The organism is Endozoicomonas sp., from assembly GCF_051008435.1.
GTDB lineage: Bacteria > Pseudomonadota > Gammaproteobacteria > Pseudomonadales > Endozoicomonadaceae > Endozoicomonas_A.
The window spans coordinates 1-18,866 of record NZ_JBPCXO010000367.1 but is presented as its reverse complement, the minus strand read 5'-3'; the positions used below and the strand labels follow the sequence as shown (position 1 = coordinate 18,866).

At 48.0% G+C, this 18,866-nt stretch carries 16 protein-coding genes and 1 pseudogene; 3 read left to right on the top strand and 14 right to left on the bottom strand.

The window, feature by feature from the left end:
• The first annotated feature begins 285 nt into the window (after positions 1 to 285).
• Positions 286 to 3,256: pseudogene (locus tag ACR2PX_RS18430) on the top strand (efflux RND transporter permease subunit).
• 114 nt (positions 3,257 to 3,370) lie between these two features.
• Here the strand turns inward: ACR2PX_RS18430 and ACR2PX_RS18425 are convergent.
• Together ACR2PX_RS18425 and ACR2PX_RS18420 are read right to left on the bottom strand one after the other, a co-directional pair.
• The gene (locus ACR2PX_RS18425) at positions 3,371 to 3,655 is read right to left on the bottom strand and encodes a type II toxin-antitoxin system RelE family toxin (protein WP_434000825.1); all 285 of its coding nucleotides are present in this window, start codon (positions 3,653 to 3,655) and stop codon (positions 3,371 to 3,373) included.
• Positions 3,645 to 3,893 carry a type II toxin-antitoxin system Phd/YefM family antitoxin gene (locus ACR2PX_RS18420; protein WP_434000824.1) on the bottom strand — a complete coding sequence of 83 codons (249 nt, stop codon included), beginning with the start codon at positions 3,891 to 3,893 and terminating at the stop codon, positions 3,645 to 3,647. The genes ACR2PX_RS18425 and ACR2PX_RS18420 overlap by 11 nt, the downstream gene beginning before the upstream one ends.
• A 274-nt stretch (positions 3,894 to 4,167) precedes the next feature.
• Between ACR2PX_RS18420 and ACR2PX_RS18415 the strand changes: the two genes are divergently transcribed.
• Together ACR2PX_RS18415 and ACR2PX_RS18410 are read left to right on the top strand one after the other, a co-directional pair.
• On the top strand, positions 4,168 to 4,413 hold the full coding sequence (locus tag ACR2PX_RS18415; RefSeq protein ID WP_434000823.1) for a type II toxin-antitoxin system CcdA family antitoxin: 246 nt from the start codon (positions 4,168 to 4,170) through the stop codon (positions 4,411 to 4,413).
• Positions 4,413 to 4,730, top strand: a complete 318-nt coding sequence (locus ACR2PX_RS18410; RefSeq protein WP_434000822.1) for a CcdB family protein — start codon at positions 4,413 to 4,415, stop codon at positions 4,728 to 4,730. Before ACR2PX_RS18415 ends, ACR2PX_RS18410 begins: the two co-directional genes overlap by 1 nt.
• A 117-nt stretch (positions 4,731 to 4,847) precedes the next feature.
• Here ACR2PX_RS18410 and lipA read toward each other — a convergent pair whose 3' ends face one another.
• From lipA to ACR2PX_RS18350, 12 genes are all read right to left on the bottom strand, one after another.
• A complete protein-coding gene (gene lipA / locus ACR2PX_RS18405; protein WP_434000821.1) occupies positions 4,848 to 5,864 on the bottom strand; it encodes a lipoyl synthase in 1,017 nt (338 codons plus the stop codon).
• A gap of 84 nt (positions 5,865 to 5,948) precedes the next feature.
• Positions 5,949 to 6,611: a lipoyl(octanoyl) transferase LipB gene (gene lipB / locus ACR2PX_RS18400; protein ID WP_434000820.1), complete on the bottom strand. Its 663-nt coding sequence runs from the start codon at positions 6,609 to 6,611 to the stop codon at positions 5,949 to 5,951.
• Positions 6,611 to 6,877 carry an HP0495 family protein gene (locus tag ACR2PX_RS18395; protein WP_434000819.1) on the bottom strand — a complete coding sequence of 89 codons (267 nt, stop codon included), beginning with the start codon at positions 6,875 to 6,877 and terminating at the stop codon, positions 6,611 to 6,613. The genes lipB and ACR2PX_RS18395 overlap by 1 nt, the downstream gene beginning before the upstream one ends.
• A 106-nt stretch (positions 6,878 to 6,983) precedes the next feature.
• Entirely contained in the window at positions 6,984 to 8,201 is a 1,218-nt protein-coding gene (locus tag ACR2PX_RS18390) for a D-alanyl-D-alanine carboxypeptidase family protein (protein WP_434000818.1), read from the bottom strand.
• Between the two features lie 491 nt (positions 8,202 to 8,692).
• The gene (locus ACR2PX_RS18385; protein WP_434000817.1) at positions 8,693 to 9,511 is read right to left on the bottom strand and encodes a septal ring lytic transglycosylase RlpA family protein; all 819 of its coding nucleotides are present in this window, start codon (positions 9,509 to 9,511) and stop codon (positions 8,693 to 8,695) included.
• A 157-nt stretch (positions 9,512 to 9,668) separates the two neighbouring features.
• A complete protein-coding gene (mltB, locus tag ACR2PX_RS18380) occupies positions 9,669 to 10,670 on the bottom strand; it encodes a lytic murein transglycosylase B (RefSeq protein WP_434000816.1) in 1,002 nt (333 codons plus the stop codon).
• A gap of 392 nt (positions 10,671 to 11,062) precedes the next feature.
• A complete protein-coding gene (rodA, locus tag ACR2PX_RS18375; protein WP_434000815.1) occupies positions 11,063 to 12,211 on the bottom strand; it encodes a rod shape-determining protein RodA in 1,149 nt (382 codons plus the stop codon).
• Positions 12,208 to 14,073, bottom strand: coding sequence for a penicillin-binding protein 2 (mrdA, locus tag ACR2PX_RS18370; protein ID WP_434000814.1), 1,866 nt, complete (start codon positions 14,071 to 14,073; stop codon positions 12,208 to 12,210). The genes rodA and mrdA overlap by 4 nt, the downstream gene beginning before the upstream one ends.
• Positions 14,074 to 14,522: 449 nt before the next feature.
• On the bottom strand, positions 14,523 to 14,990 hold the full coding sequence (gene rlmH / locus ACR2PX_RS18365) for a 23S rRNA (pseudouridine(1915)-N(3))-methyltransferase RlmH (protein ID WP_434000813.1): 468 nt from the start codon (positions 14,988 to 14,990) through the stop codon (positions 14,523 to 14,525).
• Entirely contained in the window at positions 14,990 to 15,340 is a 351-nt protein-coding gene (rsfS, locus tag ACR2PX_RS18360) for a ribosome silencing factor (protein ID WP_434000812.1), read from the bottom strand. The genes rlmH and rsfS overlap by 1 nt, the downstream gene beginning before the upstream one ends.
• Before the next feature lie 270 nt (positions 15,341 to 15,610).
• Positions 15,611 to 16,873 (bottom strand): glutamate-5-semialdehyde dehydrogenase, encoded by a 1,263-nt coding sequence (locus tag ACR2PX_RS18355; RefSeq protein ID WP_434000811.1) that lies wholly within the window; start codon positions 16,871 to 16,873, stop codon positions 15,611 to 15,613.
• A gap of 357 nt (positions 16,874 to 17,230) precedes the next feature.
• The gene (locus ACR2PX_RS18350; protein WP_434000810.1) at positions 17,231 to 18,694 is read right to left on the bottom strand and encodes a C-terminal helicase domain-containing protein; all 1,464 of its coding nucleotides are present in this window, start codon (positions 18,692 to 18,694) and stop codon (positions 17,231 to 17,233) included.
• Positions 18,695 to 18,866: the final 172 nt, after the last annotated feature.

Sequence of the window (18,866 nt, the reverse complement as noted above, 5' to 3'; positions counted from 1 at the left end):
ACAGCAGGTGCTGATCAAACTCAACAGGGCTATCCTTGAATTTTGGTGGTGGTGACATCTGGCATTATTAGGGTTGATTTAAGGCTTATCATAACAGATAAACCTATTCTCGGTCAGGCTCCTAGAGATCCGCACTCTGTCACCTGCATACCGTGACTCTGATAAAGCCATCCTGCTGTCAGGTCTTGAAAATGGCGATCAGCTAATCAGCTCCTCACTCACCACCCCCGTTAACGGCTTACCTCTGCGAACAACAGAAAAGTCTTTGGTAGCAGGTAAACAGCCATGAGTGAGATCGAGAAAAAAGGCGCAATTGCCCGGATGGCCCGTGACAAGGTCACCCCGAACCTGTTGATGCTATTTCTGATTATTGGTGGCCTGTTTGTCACCTGGGGCATCAAAAAGGAAATTATGCCCGAATTCAATGTTGACCGGGTGGAAGTAATTGTCAGTTACTCGGGAGCCACCCCCGAAGAGATTGATTTGGGTATCGTCATGCCCATTGAAAACGCTATCCGGGGTATTGAAGGCATTGATGAGATTAACTCCACTTCGACATCAGGCCAGGCAACCGTAAGAGTCAATGTTATTGAAGGATTCGATGCTAACCAACTGCTTCAGGAAATTGACCAGGCGGTGAATCGACTCACCACTCTCCCAGCCGAGTCAGAGAAACCCCAGATTTCACTGGAAAGCCGTAAAAGAGATGTCATGGAGATGATGATCTACGGCGATATTGATAAGCAGACCTTGCGAACCGTAGCAGAAAACGTTCGTGACAGCTTACTGCTGAATCCCGGCCTCACCCAAATTGAACTGGATCTTGAACCCGATCACGAAGTTCAAGTCAGCATTGATCAGGACCAGCTGCAACGCTATGGACTGACACTGGAAGAAGTGTCGGAAACCATCAGTCAACATGCTTTCGATCAGACTTCCGGTGAAATTACCACCACAGGTGGTGACATCAGTGTGCGTATTCAGGAGCGTAGAGAACAGGCTGATGCCTTCCGTGATATTCCAGTCAAAACACTGGCCAGCGGCAGCACGCTGCAACTGGGTGACATTGCCAGTCTCACTAATGATTTGGACGACGATGGTATGGAAGCCCGTTACAACGGTCATCTGGCTGCAGGCCTGACTGTTTACCGTATAGGCGATCAAACGCCCATCGGCGTATCGGATACGGTACGAGATATTTTACCTGAGATAGAAGCTGATCTGCCTCCGGGTGTGAGCATCGATATCACTGATGATGATTCGGTGAATTTCAAAAACCAGATGAACCTGCTCTTGAAAAACGCCTTCCTGGGTCTTCTTCTGGTGCTTATTCTGCTGAGTATCTTCCTGGAATACCGTCTGGCCTTCTGGGTCACCATGGGGATTCCCACATCGTTCCTCGGTGCTATGTTGCTGCTGCCAGGAATGGATGTATCCATCAACATCATTTCCATGTTTGCCTTTATCATAGCCCTGGGAATTGTGGTGGATGATGCCATTATTGCCGGTGAAAATATCTATCACCGTCGTCAGGAAGGCATGAGCTTTTCCAAAGCAGCCATTCTTGGCGCAAAAGATGTTGCCGTACCATTAACATTCAGCATTCTGACCAACATGGTGGCCTTTCTCCCAATCCTGACATTGCCAGGAATGCTTGGAAAACTTCAGCAGGCGACACCTCTGGTTGTCATCAGCGTATTTGCCATCTCCTGGATTGAAGCCCTGTTTATTCTTCCGGCTCACCTTGGTCAGGCCAAAGACAAGCCGAAGGGGAAAGCCGGTCAATGGATGGACAGAGTGCAACAAAGCGTCGATAAGCGTCTTCAGTCTGTTATACACACACGCTATAAGCCGACACTGAACAGAATTCTGGATCGCAAATACTTGTCGCTATCCATTGCTTTGGCTATCGTCGTTCTGGTTGGAGCCTGGCAGGCCAGCGGTAGACTGGGTTTTTATCTGATGCCCAGAACCGACGCAAACTTTGTCAGGGTAACAGCGACGCTTCCCTATGGCAGTCCCGACAGTAAAATCAGGGATACGCTGGAGAAGATTGAAACGGGTGCCCAGAAAGTAGCCGATGAAAATGGCGGTGATCAACTGGTCAGTGGCTTTGCTTCCATTATTGAAAACGACGTAATCGAAGTCTCTCTGAATCTGACAGCCCCTGACGTACGCCCCATTGATACCAGTGAAGTTGCAAACCTATGGCGAGAAGCGAATGGCGAACTGACCGGGTTACTCAGCATCAGCTACAACACCTCAGGCCATGGCCCCGGAGGTGATCCGGCACTGACTGTAGAGTTGAGCCATACCGACACCGATGTCTTGCGCCAGGCCAGTGAATCACTCTCTCAAGAACTGGGCGAATATTCAGGAATTACTGACATTTCCAGCAGTTTCTCCAGTGGCAACCCTCAGCTTGATATCCGTATCAGCGATGAGGGCATGGCACTGGGGTTAACCGCTGATGACATTTCACGGCAGCTTCGCAGCGCCTTGTTTGGTGTGACTGCCATTACGCAGCAGGAAGGTAGAAATGAAGTTTCGGTGAAAGTGCTGCTGAGTGAAGAACTGAGGCAGAGCGAAGCGGACCTTTTCAATATGATGATCCGTACCGAAGAGGGTAGCTATGTCCCACTGACCAGAGTCGCTTCAATCGGCAACAGCATTGCTCCGTCAACCGTGACACGGCGTGATGGCAGCAGAAAGTATGAGTGCCCTGCTGAAATCCAGCCTGCTGGCTATGCTCTTGATCTATGCGCTGCTGGCTATACCCTTTCAAAGTTTTACTCAGCCATTGCTGGTCATGGCCGCAATACCTTTTGGATTGGTAGGCGCATTTCTGGGCCATATGATGCTGGGATACACCCTGAGCATGATCAGTTTCCTGGGTGTTATTGCCCTCTGCGGTGTCGTTGTGAACGACAGCCTTATGCTACTGACTACTTACAATAAACACAGAAAGGATGGAAAAGACTGGAGAGAAGCGATTATTCAGGCCGCAACCCGAAGGTTCCGCCCCATTATTCTGACAACGCTGACCACTTTTGGCGGGTTGGCCCCGATGATTTTTGAAACCTCGCGAGAAGCCCAGATGATCATTCCCATGGCTATCTCTCTGGGCTTTGGCATTCTGTTCGCCACATTTATCACACTGGCTATCATCCCTTGCCTGATAGGCGTTGGTCATGATCTCAAATGCTGGTTACAGAGAAGGCAAACTGAAGAACCCACTTTGAGTTTAAGCAACTGATACAAAAAGGCCGCTGAAAACAGCGGCCTTGCTGGAAACTGAACAATAGCTTCTATTTATTTGCGCCTCTCAGGGCAAGACACCGCTGTACGATAAAAGAACTCTTTGCTATTTCTAAAGTCGAGATAATGCAACCTGATAAACTTCGTTTTTGTTTCGTTTACCAACAGCAATAACTGTCACGGTTATCGTTTTTTCAGAAACGGAGTAGACCAATCTGTAGCCAAGCTGCCTCAATTTGATTTTGTAGAGATTTGGAGCGCCTGAAACTTTTGCTGAAGAAACATGAGGTTTTTGCAGCCTCCGCTCCAGGATTTTCTTGAACTGACCTTTCACTGCAGGATTGAGCTTGTGCCACTCCTTCAACGCTGATTTCTTGAACGCTAGTTCATAGGTCATCAAGAGAAACCTTCACGGATTCTTCAGCCTCTCTTTCCTTCACAAGATCCAGCAATTCCATATCCTCAATAAGCTCCATCATGGCTTCATAGGCCTTGGCTGGAACACAGTAAAATGCTGGTTCATTCCGATTAAGAACAGCAACAGGAAGACCGTCACCGCTTGCTACTACCTTCATGGGATTAGCCTTCAGCTCAGAAATACTGGCAGCCCTGTCGGTAAGAATGTGGGAAGCCATAAAGTTCTCTCCTTTTATATTTCTCCTTTACCACAAGACCAAATAATAGACCTTTTAAATGGTCTCGTAAAATCAACAAAAACATCCGATACAAAAAAGGCCGCTGAAAACAGCGGCCTTTTTCACTGCCTCATATGCTCAAGTAAGAAACACACTGATTATGCATTTCTCCAGATGAAGGAAAGCAAGTAAACCTTTTAACTCTCTCTTTGGTCAACTCAAGATCATATGCGTATACTTATGCGTATGACCTAGTGCAGAAAGGAGCAAAAAAATGAGGATTTTATACGATGCCGGTGCAGCAAAGAAGCCAAAAAACCTCAGCATAAACAGTGACTTACTTGATAAAATAGAAGATCTAAACCTTAACCTTTCTGCTACTCTGGAAGAGGCTTTAGCAGTGAAGCTAAAAGAACATAAGCAAAAAGAATGGAAGGAGCAGAATAGAGGTGCCATAGAGGGTTATAACGATTTCGTAGAAGAAAATGGCTGCTTTAGTGATGATGTAAGGACATTCTGATGGCTCAGTTTGATGTCTATGAGAACACCAATAAACAGACCAGTGACACATATCCCTATTTGTTAAATATCCAAGCGGACTTCCTGGATGATTTGGGATCCTCAGTTGTCATACCCTTAATAGACCGGAATCACTTTGACAAAAAGGCCATGAAAGTCTTAATGCTTACAGTCGAATTATTGGGTACTCGCCTACTGGTAATGACGCCTCAAATGGCTTCTGTACCCAGAAAACTATTAAAGAACAAAGTAGGGAATCTTGGGTACATGCGGCAAGAAATCATAGAGTCCTTAGATTTTCTAGTCGGAGGTGTTTGAATCAAACACCTCCCCCCAAGCCTTGACTGGCACTTTTTAGATCTGACTAACAACCTCTACAAATGCACACCAGCTCAGCATCTCTATAAGACTCTCTTTCACGAATAACGTGGCTTATTAGCCCAGACCCACATTATTCTTCTGCAACACCTGCTCGGCACGGTAGCTGGAGCGAACCAGAGCACCCGCTACGACTTCTACGAAGCCTCTGTCCAGACCCCACTGACGATACTTTTCAAACTCTTCAGGCGTGATGTAACGATCAATAGGCAAATGGTTTTTGGTCGGTTGCAGGTACTGACCAAGGGTCAGAATATCGCAATTAATAGCCCTGAGATCATCCATGGTTTCGATAATCTCTTCTTCAGTTTCACCCAGGCCCAGCATCAGGCTGGTTTTGGTGAGTACATCCGGGCGATACTTTTTGGAGTGAGCCAGAACATCCAGAGTCTGTTCGTAGCTGGCACGGGGATCACGAACCGGGTGGGTCAGACGCTTAACGGTTTCAACGTTCTGAGCAAAAACGACAATACCACTGTCGACGACTGTTTCAACATCTGCGAGCACACCCAGAAAATCCGGTGTCAGGGCTTCAACGTCGGTTTCAGGATTCACTTCCTTCACACGTTGTACCACTGCTGCATAATGACCCGCACCACCGTCTTCCAGATCATCGCGATTCACGGAAGTCAGAACCAGATATTTCAGGTTCATCAGCTTTACACTGTTGGCGGTATGGTCCGGCTCATCCTTGTCGAGCCAGCCTTTAGGGTTTCCGGTATTCACAGCACAGAAACGACAGGCACGGGTACAGACATCCCCCATGAGCATGATCGTAGCAGTACCCGAGCTCCAGCACTCATTAATGTTCGGGCACATCGCCTCTTCACAAACGGTGCTCAGTTTGTGCTCGTGTACGGTACCCTTGACCTCTTTGAACTTGATGCCGTACTTGGGTTTGATTCTCAACCATTCAGGCTTACGCATAAAAGGCTGAACCGATTCATCGGAATGGTTACTGGCCTTGATGCCATTCTTGATGGCGGTAATTCCTTTTTCATTGACGAATTTTTCGCCGCTTTGAATAGTAACAGCCGGAATCTGAACTGTTGGAATCAGGTTGCTATCGGTCATAGAGTCACAGCCATGTTGATCAGTTTTACCGGTTTGTGAATGGGTTCGTTCACTACCTTGTATTTAGATATGAAGACAGGTTTATCAGGCCTCTTGAGCCAGATAAAACTCCGTTTCTTCCTTTACCGTTTGAGCCTCATTATACCCAAGTTCCTCCATAAGGCACTCAAGTAAGCGATTGCTCACTTCATCCCACTCTACAGGGTCGTGAAAGTCCCTGAGCTGGGTCACCTGCAGGCCTTCGTAGCCGCAGGGGTTAATACGGGCAAACGGTTCCAGATCCATATTCAGATTGAAACTCAGCCCATGGTAACTTTTCATCTGCCTGAATCTCAGCCCCAGGGCTGCAATCTTGGCTCCGTCGATATAAACACCGGGAGCATCAGGCCTGGCGTAGGATTCTACACCATAACTTGAGAGTACTTTAATGATGGAGCTCTCAATTGCCGAGACCACTTTCCTGGGCCCACTACCTGAACGACGTACATCCAGCAACAGATAGATCACCAGCTGCCCCGGTCCGTGATAGGTCACCTGGCCTCCACGGTCCACCTTGACCACCGGTATGTCACCCGGGGCCAGAACATGCTCCGGCTTACCCGCCTGACCCAGAGTAAAAACAGGGTCATGCTCTACAAACCAGAGTTCATCAACGGTCTGCTCATCTCTCTGCGCGGAGAATCTTTTCATAGCCTCAAAAACGGGCTCATAGGGCTGCCTGCCCAGATAGCGGATGTTGAGTTTCATTAAAGTACCATCTGAACTCGGCCAGTCGCTTTCAGATCTTCAAAGATAGCTTTTAGCTGAGGCTCTCCGGTAGCTCGAATAGTCACCATAACAGACGTGTATTTGCCAGTACGGCTCTCTTTCAGTCGGAAGTTGCCATCATAATCCGGATCATGCTGTTTAACGATTGTGCAGACAGCTTCCTGAAAATCCGGAGCAGCATTACCTACGATACGAATCTCGTAATCGCAGGGAAACTCAATCTTGGGTACTTCTTGATCAGTCATTCTTATCCACTGACAATAAATGAAATACCTTCAGACCCGCCAGAGCCTGAAGGTATTTTTGTTTCGCTGACCGGGAAGGTGCCCGACAGGCACATTCACCAGCTTATCAGAACAATCCTTTAAAGAAGAGCCTGACACTATCCCACAGACGCTTGAAGAAGCCACCGCGTTCTACCGCAGCTTCAGCTCTCAGAGGCACTTCTTTGATGATTTCGTCGTTGATGGTCACTTTCAGAGTACCCAGCTGCTGCCCTGCTTCAATAGGCGCTTCAATCATTGGATTAATATCCAGAGTCGCCTTCAGGTCTTTACCGGTACCCCGTGGAACTGTGACAATCAGATCCTTGTCGATGGTAACATTCACTTTATCCTGTCTGCCTTTCCAGACCGGCACAGTCTCTAGTGTTACACCACCTTTTTTGACATCGACGTTTTCAAAGAAACGGAAGCCGTAGGTCAGCAGTTTCTGTGCCTCTTCAGCACGCTGCTTTTCACTCTTGGCACCCAGAATCACAGTAATCAGACGACGTCCGTCACGCTTGGCTGTTGCCGCCAGACCAAAACCGCTGGCTTCAATATGACCGGTTTTCAGACCATCTACATAAGGGTTAGTCCAGAGAAGACGGTTACGGTTAGCCTGACGACGCAGTGGCTTACCCGTCTTCTTGTCAATGCCGTATTGATAATACTTCTGAGCGTACAGCTCGTAGTATTCCGGGTAGTCTTTAACAATATGACGAGACAGTATCGCAAGATCTCTGGCGGTGGAATAGTGGTCAGTCGCAGGCCAACCAGAAGCATTCATGAAATGGGAATTAATCATCCCGATTCTTTTCGCGGTGTTGTTCATCAGCTGCGCAAAGGCATCTTCGCTGCCAGCAATATGCTCAGACAGTGCAACACTGGCGTCGTTGCCGGAAATAATAATAATTCCCTTCAACAGTTCCTGTACCGGAACTCTCTCGCCCACTTCCACAAACATGGTGGAACCGGTCATCTTCCAGGCTTTTTCACTGATCAGCACTTCATCTTCGCGCTGAATATTATCTGCAGCCAGCTCCACCTCGCCAATATAGGCCGTCATCATTTTGGTCAGGCTGGCAGGATGCTGGGTTTCATCCGGGTTTTCGGAAGCCAGTATCTCTTCACTGTCAGCATCCATCAGGATAAAACTTTTGGCAGCAATCTTGGGAGCAGCAGGAATCAGGGCACCTGTCTTTGCCTGAACCGTTCCGGTCGTCAGAATAAACAGCATGGACGCCCATCCAGCGAGCTTTTTCAATCGCTCATGGCTGGCACGGACAGGACTCAATCGTTTGGTCATTTAAAAATTAGCTCTGAAATTCTCTGTTGCCGGTCATTATAATGTTACCGACCGATGAGTTTAAGGGGACGCAGTGAAAATAGAATGTAATATGTTCACAGAATGATCATTTCAAGCCAGCCCGGAAACCTGCAACCACTTCAACCCGACCAGGAGCGTGGGCGGGAATAGCGGTCGAGATTAAAATTCAGTAGAACGAGGCCATTTTTCCGATAATTTTGTGCGAATAGTGGGCCTACTCAATCAAATTTATCGAAAAAATGGGCCGTTCTTTCTGGATTTCAGGCCGACCTGTCTATTCTCGCCCACGCTCCTAGGAGCCTGTCTGACTTATGCTTTCGAGCATAAATTTCAGTAGAACGAGTCGATGGATTCGTGAGAATAGTTGACCTATTTAATCGAATTCATCGAATATTTGGGCCGTTCTTTCTGGAATTCAGGCCGAAATAGTCTTAAGTCCGACAGGCTCCTAGCTATTAATCTTGTTCAGATTACTCCGTGATAGCATCTTCGTAAACCAGAAAAGGTACGTCAAACTTGCCTTCATCCAGCTTATCCAATAACTCTTCCAGGTGCTCAGGCGTTTGTACAGGTCCAATTCTGACCCGGTAAAAAGGCTCAGGTACGTCTTCTCCCTTCACGACCTTGATATTACTACCAATCGTTTCAGCTATCTGCCGACGTAACACTTGGGCGTTATGGTAGTTTTTAAGTGCAGCCAGCTGAATAAACAGTTGCTGGTTATCAGCCTCATCAGGATCAGTACTTTCAGGACTCTTGGCTGCAGCAAAAGACTTAACATCAATACCCTCAACCAGCACATCGGTCACTCCAACGTTGGCAAACCCCAGTTTGACCGCTGCTGCATAAGAAAGATCAATGACCCGGTCACTATGAAACGGCCCTCGATCATTGACCCGAAGTACCACAGATTTGCCATTTCGGCTGTTAGTTACCTTAACGTAAGATGGCAGCGGTAAAGTCTTGTGAGCGGCTGTCATACCGTAGAGGTCATAAACCTCGCCATTAGCCGTCTGTTTGCCATGAAACTTGGTGCCATACCATGAGGCTACGCCCTCTTCCTGGTAACCTTTAGCACTCTTCATCGGTGTGTAGGCTACCCCATTGAGTTCGTAAGGAGAGTCCTTGAACTTGCCATCATGAGTCACCGGAATGGCATCAGGGATCTGGCTGACATCTCTTTTCTCTTTGGGCGCTCCATCCTGAACGGTAACACAACCACTCAACAGGAGAATGATCAGGCCCAGAATGCTTCCTGCTATGGATCTTGTTCTGATTATCAATTTCATACGATATGACGCTTTAAAATTATTCAGTCAATGGCGAAGAATCCCACCTGAACAATTGCCTGTAATATAAAAAAGAAAACCGTTTTTACGCTCAACGCATAAAAACGGTACTCTAGGAGCCTTTCGGATTTAAGGCAATTTCGGTCTGAAACCCAGATTATTGGGACTGTTTTTCAGCCACGGTCTTCTGAGGCTTTGGCACAGATGTTTTATAGCTGGATTTTACATCTCTTGCCAGCTGATAAACGGCCATTGCATAAAGCTTGCTGCGGTTATAAGTCGTAATGACATAGAAATTATGCATTCCCAACCAGTACTCAGGTCCTTTATCCCCTTCCAGCTTAATGGCTGCGACCTTGGACGCTTCGGGCAACACTGCCACCGGACGCCAACCAGAACCTTCCAGCTGTTTCAGAGTTTTCTTGGGCCTGACTGAATCAGACACAACTTTCTCATACTTGGTTCCGGTCACCTTTGCCTTGCTGACAATGGGCTTACCCGCTTTCCAGCCATTTTCGCGAAGATAGTTTGCAACACTGGCAATAGCGTCTTCTTCCTGTTTCCAGATATTGGACTGACCATCACCGGTATAATCCACCGCATAAGCCCGATAGCTGGAGGGCATAAACTGGGGGATTCCCATCGCTCCGGCATAGGAGCCGGTTAGATCGGAAGCATCCAGTTTCTGCTCACGAGTCAGAATCAGGAACTCTTTCAGCTGTTTCGTGAAAAACTTGCTGCGGGGTGGATAATCAAAACTCAAGGTAGAAAGAGCATCCAGAACCTTGAACCCACCTGTCTGCCGCCCATAGTAGGTTTCGACACCAATAATGGCGACAATCACATGAGCAGGCACACCGTACTGTTTTTCAACTCGCGTGAGAGTTTTCTCGTGAGCTTCCCAGAAGGTAACACCACGATCAACTCGCTCCTGAGTCATGAAAATCCTGCGATAATCTTTCCATTCCAGGCGCTTCTCGGCGGGCCTGCTGATTAACTCAAGCACGCGGTCCGACTTGTGAGCCTTACCCAGAATGTCCTGCAGTTCCTGACGAGAGAATTTTTCGCTCTTCACCAGATCATCAATAAACGCCTTCACTTCAGGTTGAAGGGCGTAATCGGGTTTCTTGCTTACTGCTTTTTCCGTATCAGCAGCCATGACTGACCCTGCCAGAAGACAGCCGCTGAATACCGTACATAATAGTTTTGCCCGTAAGGCCATATTCATCCCCCTGTTACTACTCTGGATATCCGTTTTCCTGAAAATCATACGGGATAATGCTTACTCTACAGCAGTCCTGAAGAGACAACTAGCACGTGTGTGTAATAAGTTTGTCAGGAGAGAATCAAGCACCGCCACAGACCTTTTACACCCTAAAGAGCACTATCAAAATTCTATGAGCAAGCTGCCAATCGATGGCCCACCAAACAACGTAAATCATCGACTCAACCATAAAAATAGCGCAAGAGATCAAGAGTCGCACTTTCACGATGACAGCTACCGCTTGAAAAGCTTCCTTTTCGGACTTGAAAAGAAAGTTTCATTGATGCTTATCGGCTTTGCCCCAGAAATGTTTTGTGGGTATGAATCGACATTAGTATGCCAAAACCAGCCATCAGGGTAGCCAGCGAGGTTCCTCCCCGACTCACCAGAGGCAACGGAACACCTACAACAGGAAGCAGACCACTCACCATACCGATATTGACAAAAATGTAGACAAAAAACGTCAGGGTTATACTACCTGCCAGCAGTCTGCCAAACAGCGTCTGGGCTTTGAGGGTAATAAATAAGCCTCGGCCAATAATCAAAGAATAAAGTGCCAGCAAAACCAGACACCCCATCAAACCAAACTCTTCAGCCAGTACCGCAATGATAAAGTCAGTATGACTTTCCGGCAGGAAGTCCAGGTGAGACTGAGTACCCAACAGCCAACCTTTTCCATAAATCCCGCCAGACCCTATGGCTATTTTCGACTGAATAATATTCCAACCTGCTCCCCAGGGATCACTTTCAGGATTCAGAAAGGTGAGTACCCGCTGCTTCTGATAATTGAGCATAACAAAATGCCAGAAGCCCCAGATAGAAGGAACAGCCAGCATAACGGCAGAAAAAATTAAACGTTTTCTCAGCCCTGCCAGCAGCAAAACAAACATACCTGAGGCACCAATCAATAGAGAAGTACCCAGATCTGGCTGCTTGGCAATCAGTACCACCGGGATACCGATCATGATCAGTACGACCACAATATCCTTCAAAGAAGGCGGCAGTTGCCGTCTGGAAAGATAAGTCGCTACCACAATCGGCATGATCAGTTTGATAATTTCAGAAGGCTGAAAACGAATAAAAGGCAATTGAATCCAACGTTGAGCACCCTTGGAATGAATCCCCATAACCAATACAGCAATCAACAGAATGACACCGCCAATGTAAATCCAGGGCGACAGCCGCATCAAAAGTCGGGGAGAAAACTGAGCAATGATGATCATGCCAGCAAAACCAATGAGCATATAAACCGCTTGTCGAATGACAATACTCATATCCTGTCCACTGGCACTGTAGAGAACAAACAGTCCCGCTCCACAGACCATAGCCAGAAACCCAATCAGCATAAAGTCGATATGCAGACGCTCTGACCAATCCGGAGCTTTGTGGAAACCCTGCCCTTCATTGAGCTGGCGAACAAAATCCTGGCCGGTCATTGCTCGGTCCTCTTGTTATCAGCACGGGCTCTCTCCTGCTCTGCTTTAGCCAGCCTTGGCAGGAGATAATAATCCATCACATCACGGGCAATGTTGGCAGCACCATTGTTGTTCTCCAGTACTATGGCAATGGCTATCTGAGGATCTTCAATAGGGGCAAAAGCAACAAAGAGGCTGTGGTCTCGCTGGAATTCCTTGAGTTTCTCCGCATCATACTCCTCACCCTGGGGAATACTGACCACCTGAGCAGTACCGGTCTTGCCAGCCATTCGATACTTCAACCCACGACCAATTCGCCAATAGGCGGTTCCCCGGCTGTAACTGACAACCTTGTCCATAGCGTCAATCACAAAATCCCAGTCCCGATCATCCAGTTCAATATCATGACCCCATTCAGGACTCTGAAACGCTGGAATATCTTCCTTAACCAAACGAGGCTGAACATGCTTACCTCGGTTGGCAATCAAGGTAACCGACTCTGCCAGCTGCATGGGAGTCGTCAGCATGTATCCCTGACCAATGATGGCAATAACCGTTTCGCCGGGATACCAGGGCTGGCCATAGGCTCCACGTTTCCATTCCCTTGAAGGCAGCAGGCCAATTCTTTCTTCGTGAATATCAATACCCGTCTTGCGGCCCATTCCGAACTGACTGAGGAAGTCATGGAGACGATCAATACCTATCTTCCCGGCCATGTTATAGAAAAAGGTATCGTTGGAGCGCAGGATAGCCTGTTTCATATCAATCCAGCCCTCACCCCGACGGTTCCAGTTACGGAATCGGTGATCACTGCCAGGCAGCTGGAACCAGCCTTTGTCGTAGATCTTGTCATCCCTTTGTACCACATCATTGGAAAGCAGGCCCAACGCCACCAGCGGCTTGATTGTGGAAGCCGGAGGATACTCACCCAATGTCGCACGATTATAGAGCGGCCTTTCAATATCCGTATTGAGATCATTAAACGTGGCGTAATCAATACCCGTCACAAACAGGTTGGGATCAAACGCCGGATTACTGACCATAGCCATGACACCGCCCGTCTTAGGATCAAGTGCCACAACGGAACCTCTTCTTCCCTTCATGGCCTTGATAGCAGCATTTTGCAGATCCGTATCGATGTAAAGCTGAAGATCTTTGCCAGGCGAAGGATTCACCCGGTTCAACACCCTGGTAACACGACCACGAGCGTTGACTTCGACTTCCTGATAACCGGGTTTACCCAAAAGTATTGGTTCATAAAAGCGCTCAAGACCAATCTTTCCTATGGTATAGGTACCCGTGTACAGAGCTGGATCAAGCGCCTTCAATTCGCGGTCATTAATGCGTCCCACATAGCCAACACTGTGAGCAAAAGAGCTACCTTCGGGGTATTCACGAACCAACTCAGCATTAATCTCTACACCTGGCAGACGAAACTGGTTTACGGCGATCAGAGCAATCTGCTCATCATTTAAGCGGAATTTCAGAGGGACCGATTCAAAAGGTCTGCGTCGTTTTATTTGTTGGAGGAAACGATTGCGCTCATTCTCGGAAATAGGAATGATCTGGGCAACATCATCGAGCAGCTGATCAAGGTCTTCTACACGCTCACGCACAATCGCCAGGGTTTGACTGGAACGGTTGGTTGCCAGTAGATTGCCATTGCGGTCATAGATCAGCCCTCGCACCGGAGGCACTGTCTGCAAAAGAACACGATTTTCTTCAGACTGAGTGGCCAATTCATCGTGCTTGACCACCTGAAGATAGAAAAGCCTGGAAACCAGCACCATGACCAGCAGGATCATGAAGACCAGTGCCAACCAGGTCCGAATACTGACAATCCGTTGCTCTGCTTTGTGGTCCTTTAAGGTATTCACCGGCATCTGTTTTACCGTGAAAGCATTGCTTTCTTCACTTATTCAATTCTTTAGCCTGAAAGACTTTTCATTCCCGAGAGTTACGAAAAATCATTTCAATCGCTCAGGGCCGTTTGTTGTGAAAATGAAGTCTCAGGAGCCTGTCTGAGAATAGACAGATCGGCCTAAAATCCAGAAAGAGCAGCTCATTTTTCCGATGAATTTAATTGAATAGACCCACTATTCGCACAAATCCATCGGAAAAATGACCTCGCTCTGCTCAATTTTAATCTCGACCACTATTCTCGGTCGGGCTCCTAGCAGGACAATTTCTATTTTTAATGACTAAGGGGTAACGCTATTGAGGTAAAAAGCACTCCCCTTGTTCACCCCATAGACATTTTTTCATTACTGCCATGAACAGCTCATTTTCAAGTCTTTCAAAACAGACATTATCTGTCGTTCATAGCGACCATCTATTTATGGTAAGGGTGATTCTTGAGAATACTCCAGGCACGATAGACCTGTTCAGCTACAACCACCCTGACCAGCGGATGGGGTAACGTCAATGGCGACAATGACCATCGAAGATCAGCCTGAGCCATTACACTGGGATGAAGGCCTTCCGGGCCCCCTACCATCAGACTGACATTGCGGCCAGAGTGCATCCACTCCCCCATATTGTCTGCCAGTTTCTCAGTCGACCAGGGCTTCCCCTTGATCTCCATAGTCACGACCAGATCGCCCTGCCCTGCTGCAGCCAGCATTTGAACGGCTTCTTTCTCTTGCAGGCGACTGACATCAGCCCCCTTGCTACGCCGGTTCAACGGGATCTCAATCAGATCCAGTTTCAGGTCAGAGCCCAGACGACGGCTGTATTCCTTATAGCCTTCATCCACCCAGCCTGGCATTTTTGAACCCACAGAGATCAGACGAACACGCATCAGGACTGCTCGGTAACCTGCTGTTCCTCGCTGGACTCCCAGAGACGTTCAAGATCATAGAACGCACGGGTAGCTGGCATCATAACGTGTACAACCACATCGCCTAAATCAACCAGAACCCATTCGGATTTATCCTGGCCTTCAGAACCCAGTGGACGTGTACCGCTCTTCTTGCACTTTTCAATGACATTGTCCGCTACAGACTTCACATGACGGTTGGAAGTACCGCTGGCGATAATCATGTAGTCGGTTACGCTGGTCAGTTCGGAAACGTCCAGGCAATTAATGTCGTTGCCTTTCATTTCTTCAATTGCGTCAATAACCAGTTGTTTCAGTTGTTCAGATTGCATATATCTCTTTAGATACCTGTCTTTTTTACTGCCAGCTCAGCCTTGGGAGGCTGACTGCATTGGCACACAGCCTTAAGCCAAAATCGTGCGTCCCTCTGCTCCAATGAGAACAGGGAGACACCGTATCGGCGTACTCTCGATAAAAACCAAAAGCCTGAACATGAATTGTACAGGCTTTTGTCATAATTGCTTGCTGATTGAGTACTTATGTACAGAACCAGCTATTATAGGATGCGATCATTGACCGTCACTGGGGGTATTGGCAATCCGTTATTTCCGGATATGACCATCGCCCAATACTACATATTTCTGGGACGTTAGCCCTTCGAGCCCCACAGGACCACGGGCGTGGATCTTGTCCGTAGAAATACCAATCTCAGCACCAAGACCGTATTCAAAACCATCCGCAAAGCGGGTAGACGCATTGATTATTACAGAGCTGGAATCGACTTCTCTCAGAAAATCCCGGCCACGGGTGTAGCTCTCAGTAATAATCGAGTCGGTATGGTGAGAGCCATAGCGATTGATATGTTGAATCGCTTCACTCATATCCCCAACCACTTTAATGGACAACACCGGCGCCAGATATTCTGTTTGCCAGTCTTCTTCAGTGGCCGTCAAAGCACTTGGAACAATATCACAGACCTCAGGGCAGCCCCTGAGTTCAACACCCATTTCTTCATAACGCTGAGCCAGCTCTGGCAGTATATCAGCCGCAACGACTCTGTTTACAAGCAGGGTTTCCATGGCATTGCAAACGCCATAGCGATGCGTTTTGGCATTGACGGCAATCGCCACCGCCTTTTCTCGATCAGCCAGATCATCAATGTAAACATGACAGATGCCATCCAGATGCTTGATCACAGGGACTCTGGCATCACGGCTAATACGCTCGATCAGGCCTTTACCCCCTCTTGGAACAATGACATCAACATATTCGGGCATACTGATCAGTGCCCCTACGGCTTCACGATCGGTGGTTTCAACCACCTGCACCGCCGCTTCTGGCAGACCAGCAGAACTCAGTCCCTTCTGAATGCACTGAGCAATCGCCCGGTTGGAAGCGATAGATTCACTCCCCCCTCTGAGAATGACGGCATTGCCTGATTTCAAACAGAGACTGGCAGCCTCGATCGTGACGTTGGGTCGAGATTCATAAATGATACCAATCACTCCCAGAGGTACTCGCATTTTGCCGACCTGAATACCACTGGGAACGTATTTAAGATCATCAATCGTGCCCACTGGATCAGGCAGTGAAGCCACCTGACTCAGATTCTCAATCATGGTATCAATGCGGGCGTCGGTCAGCTCCAGTCGATCCAAAAGAGCAGCATCCAGTCCACGACCTCGACCGTTTTCCAGATCTACAGCGTTGGCTTCACGCAATGCCGGTCGAGTTGCCTCCAGCTCAGTGGCGATCGCCAGCAAAGCCTGGTTTTTCAGACCGGTATCCGCTTTGGCCACCCATGCACTGGCTTCCCGGGCTTTTTTGCCCAGTTCATGCATGTACTCTGTTACCTGTTCAGTCACTGCGTGCTCCTTGTTCACAACCTGCAATCAGGATGCTCATTCATATCACCTGCCAAAGCAGGCCCTCTGAATGCCCATAACGGGAAGCCCCCTGATGAAATACCTCTGCTGTTTTCAGTTACAGCTCATTTTCCGTAGCCGGGCATTATAACCCGCCGACTGGCTGACAGGAATGATGGTATTCCTGCATTGAATGTCCGGACAGCAAACTTTCTGAACTTTACTCAACAGTAAGAAATGTTAGCCCGTTAATTTCATAAAGTGTCGAGCTTCTCGCTCTGCTATTTTTCGGCTGACGCATTTTCTCGTCTTATTCATCCTTATTGCATGGAAAGCAGCTTCCTTATCTACCAACGGTCAGCCACTCCACCCTTCCCGCATCAGGCTGGCAAAGTCCCGCTGCGAAAGCACCTGAGAACAATCCCGCCATTCATTATCCGATGGCTGCATCGATGCGTTATATCTCAAGTCGAAGCCGGTGGCTTCCTTGTGGTCGTGAATATATTCGTCCATTTTTTCACCCAGTGTTTCAATGTCTTCAATCCATTCATCCTTGATGGTATCTGGCAGTGAGCCAAACAGGTCAAAGCGATCTCGCATTCGCTCTGAAAGGCGGTTATACACTTTTTCATCCACCGTTTGTTCATTGACCAGGTTCAACATATCCACACGATCACGAGCTTGTCCGAAACGTTTGATACGCCCAATTCGTTGTTCCAGTTTGGTGGGGTTCCAGGGCAGGTCAATATTGATCAGTGTACCCAGTGTTTGCAGGTTAAGACCTTCACAGGCGGCATCCGTCGCCACCATGATTCTGAGTTCACGATCTGCCACCATTTCTTTGAGGGTTTCCCGCTGAATGCCCACTGCCTCACCCTCGCGATATAACTTGCTTCGTCCTGCTCCAGCATAAAGCCCAACAGCTTCCTGCTTGTATCGTTTGGCTAACGAATCCGCTACCCAGCGCGCCGTATCGTAATACTGGCTGAAAATAATAACGCCGTGTTCAAGCCAGCCTTCTGTTTCCAGATAATGGATTACAGCGTTTAACTTAGGATCTTCTTTGACTTGTTTCAGGCGGTGCAGAAGTGTGGACAGTGCTGCCCGTTCAGCATCGTTCTGAACGACAACATCAAAATCTTCATCGTCTGTCTCTTCATGAATGGTGCGACCTTCCAGCAATTTTTGCGCAGTATTAATGCCTGCAATCACGCTGGAACAAATTCGTTGTTCCATCAGATTTTTCATAAAGCCGCCACCCTTACCGCCTTTACTTAACGCTTTCCCAAATACCCTTGCTTCGGCGTAGGCTTCCCGGAAATGCTCACTGGTGCGAAGCGCCTGCCCTTCAAATAAGGTATGGAAGTCATTCACTTCCCGGATAAGGTTCAGGTTTGGGTGAATATCAACGCCAATTTTTTTCAGTAAACCGGCGTCTTCCAAGGTGGTGCGTTTACGCAGCACTACATGACGAACGAAAGGGTTTTCCCGTTGAAAGAAGCTGGCACCGGCAATGGTTTTTTCCAATGCGATTTCCAAATCTTCCCGTACATCGATACCCAAGTCGGTATAAGAACCGGCTTGCCACTTCTCCTTGGCGATGCCTAAATCTTGCCGGATAGCACTGTATAAACGCCGGGCACCACCTTCATTGGTGGAATCCACTGTCGGCAGTGGTGAACGTAATAGCTCCCATCCATATTGAGGATCGGTCACTTCCTCTTCACCGGATAAAATCGGTAATACTTCTTTTGGGCTATGCCAGCGGGCAAAATCATTACCCAAAACAAAACGCCCCTGCCCCTGATGTAAAACGCGCACCAAATCCCAAAGGTCTTCTGATCGGGTTTGAATGGGTGTTGCAGTTCCTAGGAGCCTGACCGAGAATAGGTTATTCAGATATCCAAAATCACAAAATGAGCAAAAAACATCCATATCTCCGACGTGATTTGCTCATTTTTACAGATTGGCAGCCTTTTACCGCCTTTATGCT

Excerpts from the sequence above, each read along its gene's own strand:
- ACR2PX_RS18425 (WP_434000825.1), bottom strand. The coding sequence starts at position 3,655 with ATGACCTATGAACTAGCGTTCAAGAAATCAGCGTTGAAGGAGTGGCAC.
- ACR2PX_RS18420 (WP_434000824.1), bottom strand. The coding sequence starts at position 3,893 with ATGGCTTCCCACATTCTTACCGACAGGGCTGCCAGTATTTCTGAGCTG.
- ACR2PX_RS18415 (WP_434000823.1), top strand. The coding sequence starts at position 4,168 with ATGAGGATTTTATACGATGCCGGTGCAGCAAAGAAGCCAAAAAACCTC.
- ACR2PX_RS18410 (WP_434000822.1), top strand. The coding sequence starts at position 4,413 with ATGGCTCAGTTTGATGTCTATGAGAACACCAATAAACAGACCAGTGAC.
- lipA (WP_434000821.1), bottom strand. The coding sequence starts at position 5,864 with ATGACCGATAGCAACCTGATTCCAACAGTTCAGATTCCGGCTGTTACT.
- lipB (WP_434000820.1), bottom strand. The coding sequence starts at position 6,611 with ATGAAACTCAACATCCGCTATCTGGGCAGGCAGCCCTATGAGCCCGTT.
- ACR2PX_RS18395 (WP_434000819.1), bottom strand. The coding sequence starts at position 6,877 with ATGACTGATCAAGAAGTACCCAAGATTGAGTTTCCCTGCGATTACGAG.
- ACR2PX_RS18390 (WP_434000818.1), bottom strand. The coding sequence starts at position 8,201 with ATGACCAAACGATTGAGTCCTGTCCGTGCCAGCCATGAGCGATTGAAA.
- ACR2PX_RS18385 (WP_434000817.1), bottom strand. The coding sequence starts at position 9,511 with ATGAAATTGATAATCAGAACAAGATCCATAGCAGGAAGCATTCTGGGC.
- mltB (WP_434000816.1), bottom strand. The coding sequence starts at position 10,670 with ATGGCTGCTGATACGGAAAAAGCAGTAAGCAAGAAACCCGATTACGCC.
- rodA (WP_434000815.1), bottom strand. The coding sequence starts at position 12,211 with ATGACCGGCCAGGATTTTGTTCGCCAGCTCAATGAAGGGCAGGGTTTC.
- mrdA (WP_434000814.1), bottom strand. The coding sequence starts at position 14,073 with ATGCCGGTGAATACCTTAAAGGACCACAAAGCAGAGCAACGGATTGTC.
- rlmH (WP_434000813.1), bottom strand. The coding sequence starts at position 14,990 with ATGCGTGTTCGTCTGATCTCTGTGGGTTCAAAAATGCCAGGCTGGGTG.
- rsfS (WP_434000812.1), bottom strand. The coding sequence starts at position 15,340 with ATGCAATCTGAACAACTGAAACAACTGGTTATTGACGCAATTGAAGAA.